Origin of the sequence: Paenibacillus sp. FSL E2-0201, assembly GCF_037963325.1 — a bacterium.
In the GTDB taxonomy this organism is placed as follows: domain Bacteria; phylum Bacillota; class Bacilli; order Paenibacillales; family Paenibacillaceae; genus Paenibacillus_AQ.
The window spans coordinates 4,971,532-4,994,971 of record NZ_CP150154.1 but is presented as its reverse complement, the minus strand read 5'-3'; the positions used below and the strand labels follow the sequence as shown (position 1 = coordinate 4,994,971).

Annotated in this window: 20 protein-coding genes; 18 read left to right on the top strand and 2 right to left on the bottom strand. The window is 46.4% G+C overall.

Translation table 11 applies throughout. The features are described 5' to 3' along the window. Nucleotides 1-142: 142 nt before the first annotated feature. The 12 genes from NSU15_RS22595 to NSU15_RS22540 all read left to right on the top strand — a co-directional run bounded on the left by NSU15_RS22595 (nt 143) and on the right by NSU15_RS22540 (nt 11,855). On the top strand, nt 143-1,087 hold the full coding sequence (locus tag NSU15_RS22595) for a DUF1861 family protein (protein WP_339287603.1): 945 nt from the start codon (nt 143-145) through the stop codon (nt 1,085-1,087). Between the two features lie 91 nt (nt 1,088-1,178). Continuing rightward, the gene (locus NSU15_RS22590; RefSeq protein WP_076148381.1) at nt 1,179-2,237 is read left to right on the top strand and encodes a glycoside hydrolase family 130 protein; all 1,059 of its coding nucleotides are present in this window, start codon (nt 1,179-1,181) and stop codon (nt 2,235-2,237) included. After that, a complete protein-coding gene (locus NSU15_RS22585; protein WP_339287602.1) occupies nt 2,234-2,710 on the top strand; it encodes a GDSL-type esterase/lipase family protein in 477 nt (158 codons plus the stop codon). The genes NSU15_RS22590 and NSU15_RS22585 overlap by 4 nt, the downstream gene beginning before the upstream one ends. An 809-nt stretch (nt 2,711-3,519) precedes the next feature. Next, the gene (locus NSU15_RS22580) at nt 3,520-5,448 is read left to right on the top strand and encodes a discoidin domain-containing protein (protein ID WP_339287601.1); all 1,929 of its coding nucleotides are present in this window, start codon (nt 3,520-3,522) and stop codon (nt 5,446-5,448) included. Between the two features lie 68 nt (nt 5,449-5,516). Then, nucleotides 5,517-7,727, top strand: coding sequence for a GH92 family glycosyl hydrolase (locus tag NSU15_RS22575; protein WP_339287600.1), 2,211 nt, complete (start codon nt 5,517-5,519; stop codon nt 7,725-7,727). A gap of 23 nt (nt 7,728-7,750) precedes the next feature. Beyond that, nucleotides 7,751-8,719, top strand: a complete 969-nt coding sequence (locus NSU15_RS22570) for a DUF1861 family protein (RefSeq protein ID WP_339287599.1) — start codon at nt 7,751-7,753, stop codon at nt 8,717-8,719. Nucleotides 8,720-8,833: 114 nt separating this feature from the next. Continuing rightward, nucleotides 8,834-9,091 carry a hypothetical protein gene (locus NSU15_RS22565; RefSeq protein ID WP_339287598.1) on the top strand — a complete coding sequence of 86 codons (258 nt, stop codon included), beginning with the start codon at nt 8,834-8,836 and terminating at the stop codon, nt 9,089-9,091. Between the two features lie 41 nt (nt 9,092-9,132). Continuing rightward, on the top strand, nt 9,133-9,264 hold the full coding sequence (locus NSU15_RS22560; RefSeq protein ID WP_339287597.1) for a hypothetical protein: 132 nt from the start codon (nt 9,133-9,135) through the stop codon (nt 9,262-9,264). Next, nucleotides 9,248-9,406, top strand: coding sequence for a hypothetical protein (locus NSU15_RS22555; RefSeq protein WP_339287595.1), 159 nt, complete (start codon nt 9,248-9,250; stop codon nt 9,404-9,406). Before NSU15_RS22560 ends, NSU15_RS22555 begins: the two co-directional genes overlap by 17 nt. Nucleotides 9,407-9,451: 45 nt before the next feature. Then, nucleotides 9,452-9,700, top strand: coding sequence for a hypothetical protein (locus tag NSU15_RS22550; RefSeq protein ID WP_076136754.1), 249 nt, complete (start codon nt 9,452-9,454; stop codon nt 9,698-9,700). 65 nt (nt 9,701-9,765) lie between these two features. Beyond that, nucleotides 9,766-9,996, top strand: coding sequence for a hypothetical protein (locus NSU15_RS22545; protein ID WP_339287594.1), 231 nt, complete (start codon nt 9,766-9,768; stop codon nt 9,994-9,996). Nucleotides 9,997-11,093: 1,097 nt separating this feature from the next. Continuing rightward, nucleotides 11,094-11,855 (top strand): hypothetical protein, encoded by a 762-nt coding sequence (locus tag NSU15_RS22540; RefSeq protein WP_339287593.1) that lies wholly within the window; start codon nt 11,094-11,096, stop codon nt 11,853-11,855. Nucleotides 11,856-11,906: 51 nt separating this feature from the next. Here NSU15_RS22540 and NSU15_RS22535 read toward each other — a convergent pair whose 3' ends face one another. Continuing rightward, nucleotides 11,907-12,245: a hypothetical protein gene (locus NSU15_RS22535; RefSeq protein WP_339287591.1), complete on the bottom strand. Its 339-nt coding sequence runs from the start codon at nt 12,243-12,245 to the stop codon at nt 11,907-11,909. A 657-nt stretch (nt 12,246-12,902) separates the two neighbouring features. Between NSU15_RS22535 and NSU15_RS22530 the strand changes: the two genes are divergently transcribed. The 5 genes from NSU15_RS22530 (at nt 12,903) to NSU15_RS22510 (ending at nt 19,507) form a co-directional block, all read left to right on the top strand. After that, nucleotides 12,903-13,697 (top strand): ABC-three component system protein, encoded by a 795-nt coding sequence (locus tag NSU15_RS22530; RefSeq protein ID WP_339291425.1) that lies wholly within the window; start codon nt 12,903-12,905, stop codon nt 13,695-13,697. A 206-nt stretch (nt 13,698-13,903) separates the two neighbouring features. Further along, nucleotides 13,904-15,517, top strand: coding sequence for a DUF2326 domain-containing protein (locus NSU15_RS22525; RefSeq protein WP_339287590.1), 1,614 nt, complete (start codon nt 13,904-13,906; stop codon nt 15,515-15,517). 1,552 nt (nt 15,518-17,069) lie between these two features. Then, nucleotides 17,070-18,722 (top strand): extracellular solute-binding protein, encoded by a 1,653-nt coding sequence (locus NSU15_RS22520; RefSeq protein ID WP_339287589.1) that lies wholly within the window; start codon nt 17,070-17,072, stop codon nt 18,720-18,722. Between the two features lie 264 nt (nt 18,723-18,986). Continuing rightward, entirely contained in the window at nt 18,987-19,283 is a 297-nt protein-coding gene (locus NSU15_RS22515) for a hypothetical protein (protein WP_179089615.1), read from the top strand. Continuing rightward, on the top strand, nt 19,280-19,507 hold the full coding sequence (locus tag NSU15_RS22510; protein WP_339287588.1) for a hypothetical protein: 228 nt from the start codon (nt 19,280-19,282) through the stop codon (nt 19,505-19,507). Before NSU15_RS22515 ends, NSU15_RS22510 begins: the two co-directional genes overlap by 4 nt. Nucleotides 19,508-19,980: 473 nt before the next feature. Here the strand turns inward: NSU15_RS22510 and NSU15_RS22505 are convergent, their stop codons facing one another. Continuing rightward, nucleotides 19,981-21,111, bottom strand: coding sequence for an AraC family transcriptional regulator (locus tag NSU15_RS22505; RefSeq protein ID WP_339287587.1), 1,131 nt, complete (start codon nt 21,109-21,111; stop codon nt 19,981-19,983). A gap of 153 nt (nt 21,112-21,264) precedes the next feature. On the opposite strand from NSU15_RS22505, the gene NSU15_RS22500 reads away from it, so the two are divergent. Continuing rightward, nucleotides 21,265-23,304: a carbohydrate-binding protein gene (locus tag NSU15_RS22500; RefSeq protein WP_339287586.1), complete on the top strand. Its 2,040-nt coding sequence runs from the start codon at nt 21,265-21,267 to the stop codon at nt 23,302-23,304. The last annotated feature ends 136 nt before the right edge of the window (nt 23,305-23,440 follow it).

Genomic DNA, 23,440 nt, shown 5'->3' with positions numbered 1-23,440 from the left:
GCCTCAGGCAGATAAAAAAATCCTGTGATTGCGGCAAATGCCTCTATCCCGTTCCGGAGGATGCCCAGCGTATGATTATATCACCGGAACATCATTTTTATATATAGAAAGGGTTTGCTTGCAAACCTGGTGGAGGCACTTTATGCAATTCGAACAAAACGATATCCAAACTACCTTATCGTTACTGGAGCAATACGGCAAAGGAAACGCCCTCAAAGGGACTAAGCTTCGTTTTGAAGGAACGGGAGGAAAGGACGTATACAACATTACCGCACCTTTCATCGACCGGGGTGAACAGATTATTGCCGGACGCCTGGAGGGCCGGGAGACGGAATATTCCGAGGTTGTTTTTTTTCGGCAGGAGCAAGATGTCTGGGTGCCGCATCCCGATTATCCTTCCTATGAGCTGCAGGACCCTTTCTTCACCCTGATCAACGGGGAGCTTATCTTCGGAGGTGTGCGGGTCATTCCCGATCCGCTATACCCGGAGCATATCGTATCTTGGGTAACCCAATTCTACCGTGGCAAGGACATCGCCAGTCTGCGGGCCTTCCTCAAAGGGCCTTATCACATGAAGGATCTGCGTCTCATTGAACTGGCAGACGGTGAGATTGGCGTGCTGACAAGACCACAGGGGCTCAAGGGTGGCCGGGGAAGCATCGGCTTCTATAAAGCGCGTTCGCTCGCGGATATTACACGGGAAGACATCGAAGCGGCTCCGCTGTTTGAGAACCAGTTTGCACTGGAGGAATGGGGAGGAGCCAATGAACCACATTTGCTGGCAGACGGCCGGATCGGCGTACTGGGGCATATCGCTTCTTTCGACGGCAGCGGCCATAGGCATTATTATGCGGTCACCTTCGCCTTCAACCCGGATACCTTGGAGCGGACGCCACTGAAGATCATTGCGCGGCGTTCCGACTTCCCGGAGGGAGACAGCAAGCGGGCCGATCTGGTGGATGTTATTTTCAGCGGCGGCCTGGTTCGGAAGACCGGAGGATTGGCCGAGTTGTATGTCGGGGCCAGTGATGCCGAAGCCTACAGAATAGAGATTTCCGATCCTTTTCTAGAATACGAGCAGCGGTAGGGAGGCCTGCTGATGAGTTCCTTTCGACCTGGATTCGCATCTGATGATGCTTTGTTTCTATGCGTAACGAAAGAATAGGAGTGTTCAGACCATGGAAGTGCACAGATCAAAACTTAACCCGATTATAAAGCCGGCGGATATCCGTCCTTCCAGTTCTGCGATGGAAGTTATCGGCGTATTCAATGCCGGGGTAGCGCGTCTTGGCGATGAGGTCATCCTTATGCTTCGCGTAGCCGAGACAGCGGTTAACCGGGACCCTTCGGTATACTTAACCCCGCTGTATGATGTGGAATTGGGCGAAGTTATCCTGCATGCCATTCCGCGCAAGCCGGAATACGATTTCTCCGACCCCCGGGTGGTCAAGACGTCAGAGCGGAATTATTTGACCTCGATTTCTCACTTTAGGGTGGCGCGAAGCAGTGACGGTCTTCATTTCCGCATAGACGACAGGCCGGCGATTACGCCGGAGACGAAATACGAGAGCTATGGAATCGAAGACCCGCGGATTACGCAAATCGGCGATACGTACTATATCACCTATTCCGCGATATCGGAGTACGGGATTTGTGCCTCAATGATTTCTACCACGGATTTTATCGGCTTTAAGCGGCACGGTAATCTGTTCCATCCGGATAATAAAGATGTCGTCCTGTTCCCGCAGCGCATACAGGGCCAATATTATGCCCTTCACCGGCCTTCTTGCTCCCATTACGGTCAGCCGGAAATCTGGATCGCCGAATCCACCGATCTGATGCAATGGGGCAATCACCGACAGCTGATCGGCGTACGCGAACGGCAGTGGGACGGTGGGCGGATCGGCGCCAGCCTGGTGCCGCTGGAGATCGACGAGGGCTGGCTGGAAATTTACCACGGGGCGGACCGCGACAACAAGTACTCGATAGGGGCTTTATTGCTGGACAAGAACGAGCCGTGGAGGGTTCTCGCGCGCAGCGCTTTGCCGCTCATGTCCCCGGAAGCAGAGTACGAGACAGAAGGGTTCTTCGGTAACGTTATCTTTCCGTGCGGAGCACTCTATGAGGAGGGCCTCCTCAAAATGTATTATGGGGCAAGTGACACAAGCATCGGCTATGCGGAGTTGTCCGTGGCGTCCATCACAGCTACCCTTATCCCCACACAGGTCAAGGAGTGAATCAACGATGGTCCTTACCGGCAAACGGCATTGTCTTATTCCAGGGAAACAGCATCACCGAGAACTGGCGCCGCCAGGAGGACGGATTAGACCTCGGAATCGGGTACGCCCAGGTGATCGCCGCCCAGTTCGGCTATAAGCATCCGGACAATAAAGCCATCTTTCTCAATCGGGATGTGGGAGGAGATCGAGTCATCGAACTGACGCGTAGATGGCAGAAGGATTGCCTTGATCTGAAGGCTACGCTCGTGTCCATCTTTGTGGGAATCAACGATACCTGGAGACGCTACGATGAGAACAATCCGCTGAGAACCGAACAGTTCTACACGTTATACCGGGACCTTCTGACCGTCACCAAGGACCAATTAAATGTAATCATAGTTCTCGTTGAACCTTTCCTGCTTCCCGTACGGGAAGCACAGAGAACGTGGCGGAGGATTTGGACCCGAAGATCCAGGTTATACGCCAGCTAGCAGGAGAATTTCGCCTGCCCTATGTTCCGCTTAACGGGTTATTCACGGCAGCGGCCAGCGGAACCGGCCCTTAATATTGGTCGCCGGATGGAGTTCATCCTACGGCGGCGGGTAACGGCTGGATCGCCGAAGCCTGGCTGAAGGCCGTGGGAACTTAATTGTAGGGTAAGCCAATCTTCATCCAACCCGGCTCTTGAAGGCTGGATGAAGATTGGTTATCCGCTTTAGTTTGAAAACGTTACCATTAAAAAAGAAAATAAGGGGGATTTCGGATAATGAATCATCAGCGAATATTGACAGGACTGCTCGCTGCAGGCGTAGGGATCTCTGCCGTATTTACGGCCTTTCCGGGTGCAGCCGCCGCAGCTCCGGTCACCCAGACAGGCATTACTTATGTGAATACACTCCCTAATCAGCCTGTTAATTACAGCATGATTGACTGGAACCAGCGAGCCCGCAATTTTGATGCTGCTGTGTTCGACTTTGCCTCCACCGGAACATACAAGCCAATCGCCCTGTGGGATGACACCCATCTGAATATGTCCACGACCACCTTTAAGCTTCCGGCCTATGTCGGACCCAAGAACCCGATTTCGAACGGTGGCCAGGAAGCGGTTGCCGGCATGGCGGCTGTGCTGGGGGGAGCGCTGACCGGCATCGACAAAGGCAATCAGACCGGCAATGGCTACGCTGGTGTCAACTTCGCGGATATGACCAGAACCTACTATACCGCCGAAGGCATCATCAACAACAATCCAGGTTCGAATTCGGCCGGCACGGAGTTCTGGTACGCACTTTATCCCACGCTGATGTTCGCCGGGCTTGATTATTTGTACCCATCAGCCGCCATGGATGCCGTTTTGCAGAACACGGCGAACAGCTGGTATGATGCGATTGTCGATATGGGCGGAAGCAGCGTGAATTTCAACTATCTGGGTTATGACTTCGGAGCGGATGCTCCCATTACCGGAAACCGTACAGAACCTGACGCTGCAATCGGTGCGGGCCTGCTGCAATACTGGGCTTACAAAAAATTCGGTGGGACCGACTATCTGAACGCTGCCAAATGGAGCATGGATTTCCTGCAGAATCTATCCAGCAATCCATCTTATGAGGTGCTCGAATACTGGGGTCCGCTGCTCGCCTCCCGCTTAAACGCAGAGCAAGGCGGCAATTACGACGTCACCAAAATGATGAACTGGGCATTCGATACGAATTCGTCCCACCGTCCGCTCTGGGGCGGAGTTAGCGGAAGCTTCGGCAGCCATGCCATGGATGGGCTTATGGGCTCGGTAGGCGATAATGGTGGGAATTACGCCTTCACCATGAATACGTTCGCTGCAGCGATGGGCATTGTTCCTGTGGCGAGATATGACCAGCGGTACGCTAGAGGCATCGGCAAATGGATGCTGAATGCCGCAAGCAATGCAAGACTGTTCTACGGGGATCAGATTGGGGCGGACCAGCAGGACAGTGCCTGGGCGGGCGACCCAAATCATGCAATTCCTTATGAAGGTCTCCGGTATCAGAAGATCGGCGACAGCAGCAAGTCGCCATTCGCAACGGGAGATCCGCTGACCTACAACTGGCCTTACAATACGAACCTTGGCATCTACTCCGGAGCGTTGTCCGGCGTTTTCGGGGGAATCGTGAAGACGACCAATGTAAGCCAGATTCTGCAGCTTGATTTGTTGAAAACGGACTTTTTCCATGATTCGGCCTATCCTTCATATTTGTACTACAATCCCTACACCAGCGGTCAAACGGTAAATATCAATGTAGGCGCGTCCCCTGTGGATATCTATGATGCCGTAAGCGACAAGGTCCTGAAAGCAAACGTAAGCGGAACGCAGTCTTTCTCCATCGCCGCCGATTCGGCTTCAGTCATCGTACTCACTCCGGCAAACGGAACGAAAACGTACAGCGGAAACAAGATTCTGGTCAACAACGTGTTTGTCGGATACCGCCCATCCAATAATCTGGCCTTCGGCAAAACCGCAACGTCAAGCTCCATCACGAACGGCAATGCGGCAAATGGCGTTACGGACGGGACGACAGCAGCAAGATGGGAATCGGGTTCCGGGGACCCACAGTGGATTTACGTGGACCTTGGAGCGGCCAAGACGGTCGGTAGCGTCACCTTGAACTGGGAAGCGGCCTATGCCAAAGCGTTCAAGCTTCAGGTCTCGACGGACGCGGTGAATTGGACCGACGTCTATACCACGGCGTCCGGCACCGGCGGAGTGCAGAATCTAGCATTCAGTCCCGTGAATGCCAGATACGTCAGAATGTATGGAACGGAAAGAGGCACGCAGTATGCGTATTCCATCTATGAATTTGAAGTGTATGCTCCGGCTGATCTGGCTGCGGGCAAGCAGGCGGCGGCGAGCTCGAACACAAACGGCAATCTGGCAGGCGGCGTTACGGATGCAGCGGCAGCCACGAGATGGGAGTCGGGGTCCGGAGACCCCCAATGGATCTATGTGGACTTGGGAGCGGCACAGTCTGTGGGCAGGGCGGTGATCCGCTGGGAAGGGGCTTATGCAAGCATCTTCAAGCTTCAGATCTCGAATGATGCATCGAGCTGGACGGATGTGTATACGACTGCATCGGGAACAGGCGGGGTGCAGAATATAACCTTTAATCCCGTCAATGCACGGTATGTAAGAATGTATGGAACGGCGAGAGGAACACAATATGCCTATTCGATCTATGATTTTGAAGTGTATAGCAACTAATGCGGAATGAAAGAGATGGCTCTCTTTTTTTTAGGAATAGAACATAAAGAAAAGGTTGGTGTTTGATCTTGAATTTATTACAGCATGTCAATCCTCTGCAGGGGACAGCCTCCACCTTCCGTTTCTCCAACGGAAATACGCTTCCGCTCATTGCCCGGCCATTCGGCATGGCGGCATGGAGTCCACAAACGGACGAAGCGGGCCATGGATGGTTCTTCCATCCCGATCACCGTCACTTCGAAGGTATTCGCCTGACCCATCAGCCCAGTCCGTGGATCAGGGATTATGGACATCTCGTTCTGATGCCGCAGAGCGGAGTTCTGGCCCTGCCGGCCAGGCAACGTTCTTCCTCCTTTCGCCCGGAGGACATGACGGTTAAGCCCGACTATTTCCGTATTTCATTGCGGCGCTATCGTGCTTCTCTGGAGCTAAGCCCGACAGAGCGCTGTGCGAGCATTCGCATGAAGTTCACGCAGCGTGAGGAGGCGAGAATGCTCGCCGTGCCGTTTGCAGGCGAATCCTCGGTTACGATCGACCCTGCAGCCCGAAGACTGAGCGGGTACACCCGGGCCAATTCGGAGGGCGTTCCCGAGAACTTCGCTATGTATTTCGTGATGGATTTCGACTGCGACTTTGATGTAGAGGCCTGCGGCACCTTCACAGGGGACGGGGCGACTGTTATTCAATTGAGCGGAACCGGTGAACGTGTCGGAGCCTTTATCGGCCTTTGCTTGCCGGAGTCTGGCGAGGCGGGGCTTACGGTAGGCACTTCATTCATCAGCATTGAGCAGGCCATCACCAACCTCAATCAGGAGATCGGCGGCAAATCCTTCGAGGCTGTCCGGGCGGAGGCGGCGCAGGCCTGGGAAGATACGCTGAGCCGGGTTCAGGTCGAGGACCGGAGCGAACGCAAGCTCCGCACCTTCTATACCTGCCTGTACCGGACCTGTCTGTTTCCCCGGATGTGGCATGAATTTACGGAGGATGGGCAACAGGTCCATTACAGTCCATATAACGGACAGATTGAGAAAGGGCCGATGTACTGCGACAACGGATTCTGGGATACGTTCCGGACCTCGTATCCCTTGTTCAGCCTGCTCTTTCCAAGCCGGTTGGGCGAGATTCTGGAGTCCTATGTCAATGCCTATCAAGAGGGCGGCTGGCTGCCCAAGTGGTGCTCACCCGGTGAACGCAGCTCCATGCCGGGGACACTGATTGATGCGGTGTTCGCCGACGCGTACGCCAAAGGCATCGAAGGCTTTGATGCGGAACTTGCCTATGAAGGCTTGCGCAAGCATGCCCTGCAAGCCTCCAAGGACCCCCGTTTCGGAAGAAAGGGCTTCGAGGCCTATGAGAAATACGGATACCTGCCGGGAGAGGTCTATCATGAAAGCGTCAGCAGCACCCTGGATTATGCGTACGGGGACTTCTGTGTTGCCCAGGTCGCAAAGGGTCTGGGGCGAGAGGAAGACTACGAGCTTTTGATCGGCCGTGCGGGCAATTACACCTCCCTGCTTGACCCTGAGCTTGGCTTCATGCGGGCCAGGAAAGCGGATGGAAGCTGGCTGGAGGCGTTCGATCTTCTGAAGTGGGGTGGAGCCTACTGTGAAGGAGGTCCTTGGCAGAGCAGCTGGGCCGTTCAGCATGACATGCTGGGGCTGGCCGAACACATGGGCGGAAGAGAGGTGCTTCTGGCACGGATGAAGGAGCTGATGACCGCTGCCCCAGAATTCAAGACCGGCGGCTATGAGATCGAGATTCACGAGATGTCGGAGATGGCTGCTGTCGATTTCGGGCAATTTGCCATCAGCAACCAGCCAAGCTTTCATCTGCCCTATATATTCGCAGTGATCGGCTCGCCGGCCGAAACCCAGTTTTGGGTGAGAAAAACGGCAGAGGAGCTGTTCAGCGCCGAGGTCGATGGACTGCCCGGAGATGAAGACAACGGCAGCCTGAGCGCATGGTATATTTTTGCCAGCCTGGGGATGTATCCGTTCTGTCCCGGCGTTCCCGAATATGTAATCGGCAGTCCCGTCTTCGAACGAATCACCCTGCATCTGGAGAACGGGAAGGAAATCCGCATTGAGGCGGAGAACCAGGCGGAAGGCCATTGCTACGTGCAGGAGGTCAAGCTGAACGGGCAGCGGCACCAAGACTTGTACTTCTCCCATGAACAGCTCGTGCAGGGAGCAGCGATTGAGTTCAAGCTGTCCGCAGAACCGGATGAGTTGGCGTCAGCGAATAAGGAACTTCCCTATTCCCTGTCCGCCCGGCGATAAATCCTACAAGAAACGAGGCAACAATGATGAACCTTCAGGAACAAAGAAAGCAATTCGAAGAGACCAAAATGATTTATGACAGCAAGAAGCTGCAATTTCATGGAGTCGAGGGGTTCGATGTCTACAATCCCTCCCTCCCTTTCCAATGGGAAGGCGAAACCTATATCTACGGCCGTGTGGAAAAACGCGAGGAGTGGGCGCGTTCCTGGGTGAGACTGTTCGAGCAGACCGGGGAAGACGAGTGGACGCTGGTTCAAGACAGCATGATTTACCAGCTGGAGGACCCGTATATCAGCATCATGGACGGAACGATGATTCTGGGAGGCACCCATGTCCGCTACAAGCAGGGCAAGGGAGAGACCTACTACGGCTATTTTTACAGAGGCACGGATCTGAATGATCTCTACTATTTCACGACCGGCCCGGATTATATGAAGGATATCCGCCTCATTCAATTGAAAGACAAGCGAATCGGGGTGTTCTCCAGACCGCGGAGCGAAGAAATCCGCAAGCTTTACGGCAGTGAATCCATCGTCGGGTTTGCGATCATTAACAGTCTGGACGAACTCACGGCGGAGGTGATCGAGAACGCTCCGGTGATTGACGGCCTGTTCGGGAAGGATGAATGGGGCGGCTGCAACCAGGCTTACTTGTTGAGCAGCGGAAAAGTTGGAGTCATCGGGCATAAAAGCTATCTGGACAAGGCCGAAGACGGCGAGGAAATTCTGGTGTATCTGAATATCAGTTTTGTGTTTGATCCTGAAACGCATGAGGCAAAGGAGCAGAAAATCATCGGTACCCGTCCTTGCTATCCGGCCGGACCGGCCAAAAGATCTAGCCTGATCGATTGTGCCTTTACTGCCGGCATTGTGATGCGCGAGGACGGCAAAGCGGATCTGTACAGCGGAATCAGCGATGCCGAGGCCGGAAGAATTGTGATCGATTATCCTTTTGAAGGATATGGGGAGATTCTGTCCACACTAGAGGGTTAATTCTCTCAGCTGCTTTATTCTGAAGTCCCACCGGATATCTGCTGTGGGACTACAGGCTGCGGCAGAGTCTTTCGAGACATCAAATCAATAAAGCAAAATAAAGAAAACAAGCTGGTGATCCTTTTACTAAACGGTACACCAGCTTTATTTTGGTTGAAGAATGTTATTCCTCGATTGCTTCCAGAGTGGAAAGTCTACTTTGATTTTCTTCCTTACGTAGTAAAAGCAGGAGGTCGTGTATATTCGCAGCGTGCTGCCCAGTATCAAGAGTTATCGACGGATGTGAAGAAAGGCAAGCAGTACCGGGTAGCAACGAGTGTAATGATGGCCGGAATCTTTTACAACAAAAAAAATTCAGTGAGCTGGGATTAAAGGAAGCGCTGACCTGGGATGCATTCAAAAGCATCCTAGAGATGGTCAAGGAGAAAAAACCGGAGATCACTCCCATGTTTATCGCCGGAATAGAATCTGGACGCTGGGCATTTAATCGAATTCCTACCGCATGGCAACATCAGGCAGAACCTTGGGATGAATGGCTCCCGTGAAGCTTTTATTAACAATGATTCCGCCAAGCTGAACTTTGATCAGGAGAACGGCCCGATGGATGTATTTGCGGAGCGGCTGCTGGAGCTTCAGAGCGGCGGCCTGATTAACAAGGATGCGCTGACGGTAACATATGATAACTAGAAGGAAGTATTTGCCACAAGCCCAGTCGTAATCATCAGCCAAGGCATGTTGGCGCTCGGGGACCTGTTCAAGATCAATCCGGATCTGCAGAATGATATCGGATTCAGCCCATACCCTTTGATCCATAACGGCACGAAGCCGGTGGTGCTGTCGGCCGATGATTCCAGATATGCGATTACTTCCGAATCAAAGCACCCGAAGGAGCCAAGAAATTCCTTGCCTTTCTGCTGCAGCCGGAGAACCTTAAGACCTACAGCGAATTTCTGGAATCGCCTCCTGCGTTTACAGATGTGACCGCATACTGGAGTCCGCTGAAAGACCAGTCGAATCGGGCGCTGCAAACTGGCGTCAATATTCCGTTGACCGATACGCCGTCGGGTTTCTCCGGGGACGATGCCGGCCGGATGGTGCAGGAGCTGCAGGAAGGTCAATATTCCACCACCTTAGATTTTACCAAGGCTTATAAAAAGCATGGGATAAAGCCTGGAAATCGACCCACAAATAACCTTACCCCGCTTGGGTCAGGTCCCGGGATGGATTGGAGAGAAGTGCAAACCGAGTCAGATAATATTCGTGAGTATAAGTCATAATAATAGGATATATATGTAAAAAACGTGCATTCATTAATAATTAAAGGGTAGTAAAGCGATTATTACAATTAAGAAAGAATAATTACTGTTGTCGTTGCAATTATTCTAGCTTTACTGATTGGCGTCTTCGTTGGCTTTCAAGAGTCAGTGAAGAAAAGTTCATTTCAATTTCAAATCATAAAAAGGTGGTAACATGGATCAGTTCGACTTGAAGTAGATTAAATATGAGATAGTGGCAAGCTGTAGGTCGAAAGCGGACGCTCTTTTCATGGAATAAGTTAGTTATCCTTGGGTCATACTAAATACAGACTCCAACTCATACAAAATCAGGCCCTGTTAACCACATATGGTTGGCGGGGCTTTGGATAGTATATAAGAAAAACGGGACACTATACATTATATTAATATAAGGGGATAGATTATGTGAATGTTTGGAGTTCTAATCTGAGTAGGACAACGTCTTGGTTATTGGCTATTACAAGTGCGATATTATTTGCGAAGACCGGGAATCTAGTCTTTATCTATATAAAAGTGTGCATGAAAATAATGGGCATAATATAGAATAGAAAAAATATAGACGTAGCAAGGGACGAGCAATAGGTGGAACATACTGAATGCAAATGAGTGTGCATAATTACATATGATGATGATTTCGTTAGGCTTTGGTAAAAAGTATTCTGAGCTTTTTAAAGATGAGTAACGCATTGATAAATATTAGGGTATTAATATGTTCAGTGAACCCCAAACTAAAGAAGATTTATTTGTAAGGGGAATTATATACTAATGCACATATTGAAGAGGCGGACAAACATCATTTATATATGTAAATTTTAAACGAGTAGGTTAGTTGAATTTTATATGACTATAAAAGCGACATTCCAAAGAATTATCTTAGGGAATGTCGTTTTTTGAATTGGACTACTTTATTGATTCGAATTTTCATGTCGAATAATACGATTAAATGTTTTAAATTGTAATAAAAATGGTAAATAAGTCACTAGGATCAATAGGATACAAATTATAGAATAAAAAGGAAGGGGATTCCCTGCGAAGGAGGGTGGAGGTTACCAAAAATAAACAACAAAAGGAGATTTAAAATGAAAAAAGTTTTCGGTTCTTTTCTGTCTCTTACACTTGTTTTAATATTATTTGGAAACGTATCCTTTGCTACACCAGTAGAAGTTTCAAAAGACACCGAAGTAGTTTTATACGAAGCTGAGCAAATCACTGATATTGATTTGCTTTTAGAACGTGCGAAAAATGGTATATCCGATTTGGAGTCTACATCTACAGAAAACCAAAAAATGACTTTGAAATCGGAAAATAACAACTCGCTAATAGAAAAAAGTATAGTTAATCAAAAATTAGAAGAAGAGGTTGAGCTTTATTCTACTACTCAACTATTAAAAGTAGTTCAAAAAGGGGAAGATGTTACAGAAACTTATAGCACTACTTCAATTGGGATTTTGTCTGCTGGCAGCCTATATGGGACAACAGATATCCTTGATGGTGGAGTGGTTGCTTATTCGACAGTTAATTTTGACCGAACACCCAATGGGGGGCTTTACGTTTATAAACTTATCTCTGTTACAGGGGGATGGAACCGACATGATAGCACATTATCATTATCAAATAGAATTGTAAGATATGCTATCTCAGGGAACAAAAATGGTGGTGGTTTTGCAAGTCATTCGTCAGGCGATATTGCGGAAACAGTTAATGCATTTGGTTATGCTGCTCCAACTACTTGGAGTTCAGTTGAGTCATCAAGCATGATTATGGGGGTAACTACAGAAGTTACAATAACTCGTGGTTCCCAACAATGGTTATTACGTCATCCGAATAACATTCAATTTTAAGTAAAAAAGAGAAGGGATACCCGCTTGTTCGGTGTATCCTTTCTCTTTTTTTTATTGTTTTAATGTTAAAGTTTCTGAATTATCATCCCAACTTATATCAATTTTTATGCTACTATCTTTAGACACTGTACTATTCATTTTATTTATTGGAATAGTAATTGTACGATTTAATAAGCCTTCTTCTTTTAATATTATACTTCCGTCGTTCACGTTCACAGTATATCTACCCACATCTTTCCAATTGTCGTGCTTATAATAAAGAGTTAATTTACTTGTTTCTCTTTGGCTTTCTAGGGTAACTCTGTAATCACCCTTCCAACTATCACTCTCTCCTTTTAATACAAAGCCGTCACTTGTACAACCAGTTAAAAGTACTAAGAGTGCAATCATTAAAATTGTGAAGTATTTGGGTTTAATTTTCACTCGCCACCTTATGAATTTTGTATAGATTATTTTAACATAAATCCATAAATATAAAAAGATTCCAAAATGTACATTAGAGAAATGAATATTTATTAAGTGGGAATATAAGAAATGCACTCTATAATGTAGTGTGCATTTTGATATACTCACAATATTTCTTTTCATAATTTTCATAAATTCAGAAACCTTAATATTTAATGCTTTTGTCAAAGAAATGAAAGTTGGAAAAGTTGCTACTTTTAGACTGTTCTTTAATTCAGAAATAAAAAACCTATTAACGTTGCTGAATAAACATAATTCATATTGTGTGTAGGCACTCTTTTCCTGAAGCTTTGTAAATTTTGTCTAAATATAATTAATTCAGACAGTAGTATGCTACTCAATTTTCTTTATTAATACTAAAAAATATCCAAAGAACAGATCCGGTTCTCTCAATTGACCGGATTTTTCTATGATTCATAGATTTAAAGGTCTATTAGAACGTTTGTTTGGAAGGATGTAGATATTAAAAGCTCGAAATATGTATATTGGTGTAAAATAGTAAGTTTTTGATGGTTTTTAATACAGATTACTTTTTTAAAGAATCATTTTAAGCCAAATTGCAAGGAGTGATATGTCTTGGGAATGTCTGAAGAACAAAGCGAACCTTATTTGATAAGTAGAACTGCTATCACAGAAAATGTCGATAATGCACATTTATTAGAAGTAGAAGGAAGCTGTCCCTTATGTAATAGTTATTTGCTAATGCAAAAGGGGAAGCGTATGAATAAAAAGTATCAAATAGCACATATTTATCCAAACAGTCCACTACCAGCTGAAATAAAAGAACTCCATGGTCTTGAAAGACTCGGCAATAACTGTGAGGATTTTGAAAACAAAATTGCTTTATGTAAAGATTGTCATGGATACTATGACGACCATAAAACAAAGGAAGAGTATTTGAAACTAATTAGTATTAAAAAGAAATTGTTAAAGGCTGCAAAAGTAAAAATTTCAATCTCACATCAGGATTTAGAAGAGGAAATAGTTTTAGTGATTAATTCCTTATCAGACATTGATTTTTCAACACTACAAAGAATGAAATTAGAGTACCAAGCTTTAAGAATATCCAGCAAGATTGAGGATACATATTTTATGCTCAAAATGAAGATAGAAACAAATGTTTGCATGTATTATAATTTCATAAAGGAAACATTCCAAAATTTGGACCAGTCAAAGCAAATTAACTTTGAACTGGTGGCCTCTGAAATCAGAATAAGCTTTTTGAGATGTGAACAGGAAATGGAGAATAAAAGTGAGATATTTGAAGCTCTTGTAAAATGGATGAAGTCAAAATCAGTTAATTCCACAAATGAAGCGTGCGAAGCGGTAATATCGTATTTCGTTCAAAGTTGCGAGGTGTTCCATGAAATTGCCTAATAAGTTGTATAGCTATAAAGAGAGTACAATAAGTAAATTCCCTGTGATTTTAGATGCTATTGATAAAGGTAATGCAACGTCTATTTCTGAGTTATACATAGAGGTAATTGACAAAATAGAGGATATAACCGAATTTTTAGAAGTTCTTGAATGTTTGTATGCATTAAGGAAAATTGATTACAGTCTTGTGTCGAGGAGAGTCAATTATGCTATATGAAATCATATGTGAGGAATTTAAGCAGCAGAGAGTCGAGTTCTTTCCTAATTTAAACACGGTTCTAGGGGATGATGTAGGGACTAACTCTATTGGTAAATCAACCTTCCTAATGATTGTTGATTTCGCTTTTGGTGGTAAGGATTACGTTATGAAATCTTCAGAACTTCAAAGAAACGTGGGAAGTCATACTATTAAATTTTGTTTTAAATTTAATCAAGACAAATACTGTTTCTTGAGAAATACTGATGATTTGGAAACTGTGGTTGAATGTGATAATGAATATAATTTTGTCTCAAATTTAACGCTTACTCAATACTGTGAATTTTTAAAAGAGCAGTATAAAATAAATCTGCCTGATATAAGTTTTCGTGATATTGTAGGTAGATTTGCGCGAATTTATGGGAAAGAAAATTTGAATGAAAAGCGTCCTTTAGATATTGTTCATAATGAACGTGCAGGTGCTCCGATTAATGCACTGTTGAAATTATTTGGACTGTATGATGTTATCGCAGAATTAGAGGCTTCTCTTAAGCAAAGAGAAGCAGAACTAAGTGCATTTAAGAATGCTCAAAAATTCAACCTTGTAGCATCTATTGGAAAACGAAAGTACAGTGCAAATATTAAAGAACTATCAGGGCTTGATACAGAAAAAGAGGGGATTTCAAAAGATTTGGATAGTCAATTATTAGATTTAGATTCTGTAAAAGCTGAAGAATTAATAAAATTGAAAGAGCGACTTTCTGTTGCAAAAAGGAAAAAAAGTAGGTATTATTCTCAATTCATACTTTTGGATGAAAATATAAAAGGTAATTCACCTTTGAGTTCTGATCGATATGAAGATTTATTAAGGTTCTTTCCCAATGTTAGTCTGCGGAGTATTGAAGAAGTTGAAAGATTCCATCACGAAATACGAAGTGTCTTAAGGGAAGAATTGAGGGAAAAGAAAGCAGAATTAAGCCAAATACTCTCTATTTCGCAAAATGAAATTGATAGTATTGAGTTAAATATCAAACAATTAATACAAACTCCAAATTTATCAAAGGTGATTTTAAAAAAATACTCAGAGCTACAAAAAAAGAGTGAAGTATTGGAAAGTGAAAATGCTGCGTATTTGAAGTTGGGCAGCCTTAAAACTTCAAGAGATGATACTAAAGTCAGAAGAGACCAAATGAGAAAAGAGCAATTATTACATTTGCAATTAGTCATAAATACGAAGATGCAAGAAATAAACGATTACATATACTCTGGAAAGAAAAAGCCACCTATCCTTTCATTTGATAAAAACAAATATAACTTTGAAACAATTGATGATACGGGTACAGGCACCTCTTATAAAAACATGATAGTATACGACCTAAGTATTTTAGAATTAACGACTTTACCAGTGTTGATTCATGATTCTGTGGTCTTAAAACAAATTGCTGATGAAGCTATAGAAAAAATATTAGAAAAGTATAAAACCATTAATAAACAAATATTTATCTCATTCGATAAGAAAGCAGCGTATACGAAGGAAAGTCAAAAGATACTAAATGAAACAAAGGTTTTAGAGCTTTCTCCAAATGGTGGTGAGCTATTCGGAAAATCTTGGAGCGATAAATAAGAGGAGTTTACACATCTACTGGAACCTCTTTAACTTGTAACTCATACCATTCATTAAATTCATCCACTTGATTCTGTAACACCGTCTCCATACGTTCTGTGTAGTTCCTTAAATCTTCAAGCTTAAATGCAATAAGAGCATGATGTATTCCGCGCTTTATAGGGAATTTGATAATAAAAACCACCCTTCAAATCTAATCTAAATAAGAAGATGATTGAGTACTGCGACTTATAGTGAATTATAGCAAAAATATAACATGTGGAATAAGTACTCTTGAAATAGAAATAAACTTAATCTTTTCATATCATTATTCTCATTGATTATGCCCACTTCTTATTTATGCACACCATAAAACCCTTACTGCTGTAGGGTGAGTTCTATTATGCACAGATAATATAGCGATAATAATCTTCAGGGATTCTTCCGGGAATTACAGCACATTCTACCATTCTTTGACCTGAGTGGCTACTGCTTCGTACAAGAGTTGCTGAAGTGTCAGGTTATCCCAGCAATAGCGTTGATTGATCTTCAAGCACTGCAGCAGATCCGCCCGTTGCTAACATTTTGAGCTTTCTGTCTTGCATAGGTGGTAGAACTCCATAAGCTTTTCGTGTGCCGGTAGCGTTAGCGCCGTCCCCCGAGCTTTGACCAGCGCTCCGTCAGGATCAGCGTAGCATCGATTACGATCAAGGGGATTGTGTTCAGCATATCGTTTCTTCTTTATATGGTAGCCCCCGCGTTAATGTAGTTCACTAAAGAAGTTTGTTTTTGAAAAGATAGATCTTACATATTATAGTTGATGTATATATAGGCTCCTAGTATCAAACTGAGTTGTAATCAGGTGATTTCACCCAGTTCATGTTTCTCTTTTACGATATCTGAAAACTAGTTTTTACAGCGAAAAAAGCGAATTCATAGCCCCAGTAAAAGAAGTTCGAAGATTTTCATCTTTTAAAAAAGCACCTCATCACTTGGTCAGCTTCATCTCGAATGTTACTGGGAACAACTTCTCTTTAGACTGTTTTGCGCACTTGTACGTTCCTGCGTATACCCGCCGGCGCAATTGACGTGATCAACTACTCCACCGCGCCAGAATGGTGGCGCCAAGGTGCGCGCACTCACCAACGGTCGGCTACACTGTCGTACCAAAATGCTAAGCTAGATATCAATTTGGTTGAGTGCCACAAACCGAATGCAAGCCTGACTAGCTTGGGCCGTTAGGAGTCCGTATTTTCACTTCTTGCCCAGAGATTCATCTAAGTCGGAAATGGCTGCAATCACTCGAATCAGTCTTTCCGAATGGTACATGTTTAACCCATCGGCAATAAAGACCCATTCCATTTTCTAGATCCGTTTCTATAATTCCAGTAACATAAAAACAGCGTGCTCGCCGGTATATTCGGCGGCGGCTCTTTATTTGTCATTGAGAGGATAGGAATGAGGATTTACGCTGGGCAGCGATACAAGAACCCTATCCATCATGATTCCGCTAAGCCGTTCATGCTATACTGGTGGGGAATAAAAGTGTATAAGAAGAACTGGAGGGCTGTCTATGGAGAAGTTCACAGCACGCGTATTCCTGGTTTCATTATTAATTATCCTGAGTGGCGGCTTGCTCACTGCTTGTTATAGTTCAGAAAGGAAGGAAGGTGGCAAACAGAAGCCTGCAGCGGTGGAGCCAGTAACCTTAAACATTATGCTGTGGGGAGACAAGCCCAAGCAGTTCGACGAGGTGGTGGCCGAATTCGAGCGGCAGACGATGGATACGCTCCATCTGAGGCTGAACATTACATTCACGCCGCAGGCGGATTATGTGAACAAACTGAAGCTAAAGCTTGCTGCAGGCGAACAGGTCGATATTGTGTTTGATGCGCCTTGGATGAACATGAACACCTTTATCGCGGAGGGCAGCTATGCAAATCTAGATCAATATTTCGGCAACGATAAGTACCCGGGGCTGAAGCAGGCGTTCAGCAGCATGTACATGGATAATAACAAAATCACCGGACCAGACAATCAGCATCACTCCTACGGTCTGCCACTAAGCCGGTATCTGGGTGAACTGAGTACACTTTATTACCGCAAAGATTTGGCTGCTGCATACGGTTTACCGTCTATTGAGACCTATGCGGATTTACTTGCTTTTTTCGACTGCGTACTTGCAAATGATAAGACACTCACCCCTCTAGTGATGAAGAATGACGGAAGCTATGGGGCGAACGATTTGATTTGGGGCAATCAGGATAGCCCTAGCAGACTGGGGGTCGGCATATGGGATCTTAATCTTGGGCCTTCTGTCTCTGCATCGGTATTTCTGAAGGATCATCAAATCAAGGGGATTGGGTTAAGCGGGGAAAAGGATGAGGCGCTTGCGAATTTTCCGGAGCCGTATAACCACTATGACGACTCCTGGCTTGTCACAGTTCGGGAATGGCATGACAAGGGTTACATTGAAGAGGAGCCGATTGTTCGCAAATATGCTCGCGACTGGTTCACGTCCGGGAAGGCTGCGGCGATGATCGAAGGAGTGTCCAATTTCGAAGCGATCAATGTTCAACTGAAGGCCAGTGTGCCGGATGCTGAGTTGGGCATTTTTTTTGTGCAACGCCAGATGAGGGACAAGCTGCAGCCCAACGATCTTCTGCCCGTCAATTCACGTGCGTGGAATTATCTATGCCTCCCAGAGGCTTCGGTTAATAAAGAGAGTTCCATCTTGTTCCTCGACTGGCTGTTTGCCTGCCAGGATCATCATGACCTGTTTGAGTTGGGCATTCCGGGGAAACACTGGAATCCTGTCGGCAAGGACCAATATACGCTGCCTGAAAATACCGATATCAGCCAGAACTATACATTTCCCGGTTATCTAATGACCTGGAACCCGAATTATATCCGCCTGTCGGCAAGTGTGCCGGATGATTTGATTGAATATTACCTGTACCAGGCCGATGAAAAGTCCTATTATGAGTCGCCATTTGCCAATTTCGTATTCAACCAGGCACCTGTCCAAGCTGAACTGGCCAATCCGAAATTCAGCAGAATCCGAGCCGAGGATCTCGCCTATGAACTGGCAATGGTGGACCACCCGGCCTCAAGCTACGCGGAGTTGCGGAAGAGCCGTGAAGTGGATGAAGCATTACAGCAGGATATAAGGAAGATTAAAGCGGAACTGCGGAAGCAACTGCAAAACTATTTGGAATCTAATTAAATATCAGAACACTATATTGGCCAGATTCCCTTTACCAGCTGACCGGGTGGAGTAAATTATACGTCTCTTTGGCGTTCTTTTGGCGTTTATGCTTACTATAATTAAGAAGAAAATATAACGGATTTCATGAAGCAAACAGGAAATTACTCTATTAACCTTAACATTTCTCTGTTCGTAGTAATATTCATTTTTTCTATAATGATAGTGGCCACTGTTGCAAGGTGGAATAAACTAAAGGATGCGATTATAGAAATATTGGAATTTGTGAGAAATAGAGAAGGTCCAAAAAGAGAGACATTAATTGATATGCTTGATAATATCCTTTACCAGCTTGAGGAGAAATCAAATGAAGATGAGTACGTACAACCTCAGAGAAGACTATCTATGGATTTACGTCGATCTTGCAAAACCTACAAGACCAACAGAGTGGTCTTGAATTGGGAAGTAGCGTACGCCAGCGGGTACCAGACTCAAGTATCCAGTGACGGGAATCAATGGGAGAATGTTTACACAACCACAACCGGCAAAGGAAGTATCGAAGATATTGTTTTGAACCGGTGAATACAAGATATGTACGGATGTATGTTTTAACAAGAGGGGTACAATGGGGAGTTTCCTTGTGGGAGTTCAAGGTGTATTCGGCCCCTCCGATCATTCCGGCAGCTCTTGAAGAGGTGCATGCTGTAGGCAGCGACAAGTCGGCCGAAGTGAGCTTTACTGCGCCAATGGATACGGCGGCAGTGATATCCTTAAGTATACCGTCACTGCTTGGACAGACGGGGTGAGGTCAAAACAACGGAAGGCACCACCAGTCCAATCGTCGTCACGGAATTGACCAACGGCATGGCGTATACTGGGGACAGCGGCGGCCACGCTGCTGAGTGGGTGCGCGGACAATAACGCAGGTTCGAAGGAAAACTCCAGCTCAGAACCGGCCAGCTCAGGTACGAAGGCAGCAAACAGCACACCCAATGCTGTAAGCGCTTAGATGTTTGACAGAAGGTCGGTTTCCAGCAATGAGGGCACCTACGAAGACAACCTGGCAAAGAGCACTTATTTTTGGGAAAATAGATCAGAGTAATTGAAATATATAAAATTAAAAGACGTTTATCCACTTAATTCCAACTAAAGGGAGCCCTTAATCCAACCGGCATCCACCGCACTACGGATGGACGCGGAGGCCAAGGCTGATATTCAGCAAGCGATTGATGAAGCTGCAACTGAGTGACGTGAATCTGACTGATATGCTGTTATCAGGTCAGGATGGAATGTGCTTTTCCTGATACTCGCCTGGTGGAGTATTGTAAAATTGCTTAAACACATGTGAAAAATGCTTTACGCTGACATAGCCCACTCTTTCAGAGACATCGTATACTTTTAAGGGGGGATGCATCTTCAGCAGTTTGGCGGCCTGCTCCATACGGACGCGGGTCAAAAACTTAATGTACGATTCCTGCATAGTTCTGTGAAAAATATTGCTCAAATAGCCTGGAGTTATTCCCATCTTCTCGGCGAGCAGGGCTAAGCTTAACGGCTCCGCGTAATGGGAATAGATATAAGCCTTCACTCTGCTGACGATGTCCTGCTCATTTTCAGGGACAGGCTCCTCACGGCCGCCTTTGGTCAAGCAATTGAACATTTCCCGAAACAGGGCTATTATGGCCTCGGTGGACTCGGGTGGATTCCGGTAGGCTAGCTGGAGATGATAATAGGCATTGTCCAGAAATTCACTCTTGCGTTCAAGCGATCCACTCGGAAGATTACGGACCAGATAGAAGCCGAGCTTCATGATATGAAGGGCGCTGAGATCCTTAATATGTTCATAGTAGTGCTTAACCGCCATCAAAAAGGCAACCTCATTCTGATCCATAATCGCAAATTGGATGGAGGTGAATGTCTGATCGAGCAGGGCAAGGCGCTGAAGCTGTAGCTCCTCATTCCAGTACCGGAAGAGGGCGGGCTCCTCCGAGAATAGGCGATGGTTTAGATTCCGGACTGCTGTGGCATGAGAGCCCTGCAGATGAAACAGCTCGGATTCAAAGGTTCCCAGACCCCCGGAGACGGTAATCCCTGTGCTCGAAAGCATGGCCGCTGAAACTTTGTCATAGAGTGAACGGGATTTAACCTCAATATCGTTTTTGTTTTCGCCTGTAACCAGAACGCAGGTGTTTTGGTCTGTATCCAGGAATACAAATTCCGATTCATTCTCCTGGGACAGCTCATCCACCATCTGATTCAGGATAAAACGGAAGATCGGGATGTCGCTGTAAGGGATTCCTTTCTTGGCAAGCTTGTCTTCATCCAGATCAAGCACCAAAATGAGGCCTTCGGTTTCGATCAGCGGCACCTTTAGGCGAAAGATCAGCGGATAAAGCGCCTTGATTTCCACGCTGTTCTCACTAAATAAACAGCTGGGGGATGGAGGAACAGTGAAGAAATCCAATAATAGTGCACAAAGCCAGCATTGTTGGCAGACAGAAGGGAAGAGATGCGGATTTAAGGCGGAGAGGAGGTTGAACGATAAGAACAATAATGAATTATTATGCTTCTATGCATTGTTCAATTTGCGCGGCCATGGGTTCCCGGTATAATCAAATCGATCATGATCAGCAAGGTAATATGCAAGCGCTTCCCCGCTGTCGGTATTTCAATTGCAAAGAGGAGGAGGATTGTTCAAATGAAATGTTTTCGACTTTGGTTATGCTCCGCGGTCTCCCTTGTACTGTTGTTGACCTTTTCTTTAACCGCCTTGGCCTATCCGCATCCGGGTTCTACGGTTACAGCAAGTGAACTGGATACGATCAAGGCCAAGGTGGCGGCGGGGGTCTCGCCGTGGAAAGAAGCTTATGACGCCATGATGGTGGATGCAAACAATGGACTGTCGGTGACGAGCCATGCTGTCGCTGTCTGGAACATCCCCGGTTACTATGCCGACGCCGCCGGTCATGATGCAGCGAAGGCGCTTCTTGACAAAGATGCCGCCGCCGCTTATTCAGGAGCGCTGGCCTACCGCTTCACCGGCAACACCGCATATGCCAACAAGGCCAAGGAACTGATTAACGGCTGGTCGTACACCAATACGGCTGTGACCGGAACCGATGGACCTCTGGCCTCCGCATATCTCGGGGTAGGACTCATTCAGGCCGCAGATCTGATCAAGGATTATCCCGGATGGAGCAGCGCAGACCAAACCCAGTTTAAGAACTGGATCACCGCCGTATGGCTGCCCAAATGGGACAGCATCAACGGCCGTAACAACTGGTGGGATTGGAGCTTGTTCGCACAGCTCTCCTTCTACCATTATACCGATAATTCTGCTGCCTTTGCCGCGGAGGTGGCCAATCTGAAGACCCAAATTGACACCTCAATCGACTCGAACGGTTTCATAACCGAGGAGACCACACGAGGAAGCAACTCTCTATGGTATCACTATTTCGCCCTGTCGCCGATGACAGCCGCCGCTGAGGTAGTCCGGAATGCAACGGGCGAGGATCTGTTCAATTGGGTGTCCCCGAGCGGCAAGAGCATCAAGCTTGCCCTCGACAAGCTCTTCTACTATGTCAACGGGCATATCTCGGAATGGCCGTACAGCAGCAATACCGGGTACCCCAATACGTACGACTCCCATCTGTATCCCTTGAATATGTATGAGGCGATGGGGGAAATCTATCAGAATACGGATTATGATATTTTCGTTACCCAGTACCGCCCTGTAGGCGCTGTCTTGAACGGAGAGCGGATTCACCATTTTGCCTGGGTCTATCCTACGCTGCTCCGAGCTTTAATCCCTGTAATTCCTGGGCCCGGCTACGCCAAGGTGGAAGCAGAGAGCTATTCGGGCAGCTATAAAATAAGCATAGCGGCCACAAGCGATACCGGTGGCGGCAGCATGGTACGTTCCACGGATAACAACGACTATATCTACTTTAATAATCTCAATCTGGGTAACGGAACAAGCGGATTCCAGCTCCGCTATGCCACTCCCAATACGGATGGAACCGTAGAATTCCGTACGGGCAGTTCCACCGGTCCGCTGCTTGGATCACTGCTGCTGCCGTCAACGGGAAGCTGGTCTGTCTATAATACGGTAAACATCCCGGTCACGGGGGCAAGTGGAATCAAGAATGTCTTTATGGTATTCAAAAAAGCGACAAGCGGCAGCGTGGCCGATATCAACTGGTTCAGCTATACCACACAGACCCTCATCGAAGCTGAGAACTATTCCGTGCAATCCGGCCTCAGCGTATCGGCTACAGCGGATGCGGGCGGCGGCAGCAAAATCGGCTCCACGGACAACAATGATTATGCCGGCTACAATAATGTGAATTTCGGTTCCGGGGGTGTGTCCGCGATAGAGGTCAGATACGCTACCGTCAATACAAACGGAACGCTTGAGATCCGCTCCGGCAGTCCGACCGGCACGCTGCTGGGCTCGATCCTTCTGCCTTCCACAGGGAGCTGGTCCGTCTTCAATACCGTCAGTATTCCGGTTACAGGAGCATCGGGAGTTAAGAATGTTTATCTGGTCTTCAAGAAACCTGCAAGCGGAAGTGTCGCGGATGTGAACTGGTTCCGTTTCTGACATAACTAAACGAACAGCGCGTACCGGTATTCCAACCGGTACGCGCTGTTTGAGTTTGAACTGAAAGAAGCAGCTGGCTCCGGCTTAGGCACCAAACCGCCCAGAGGGAATATACTTTCATTAGAATGCCAAAGTG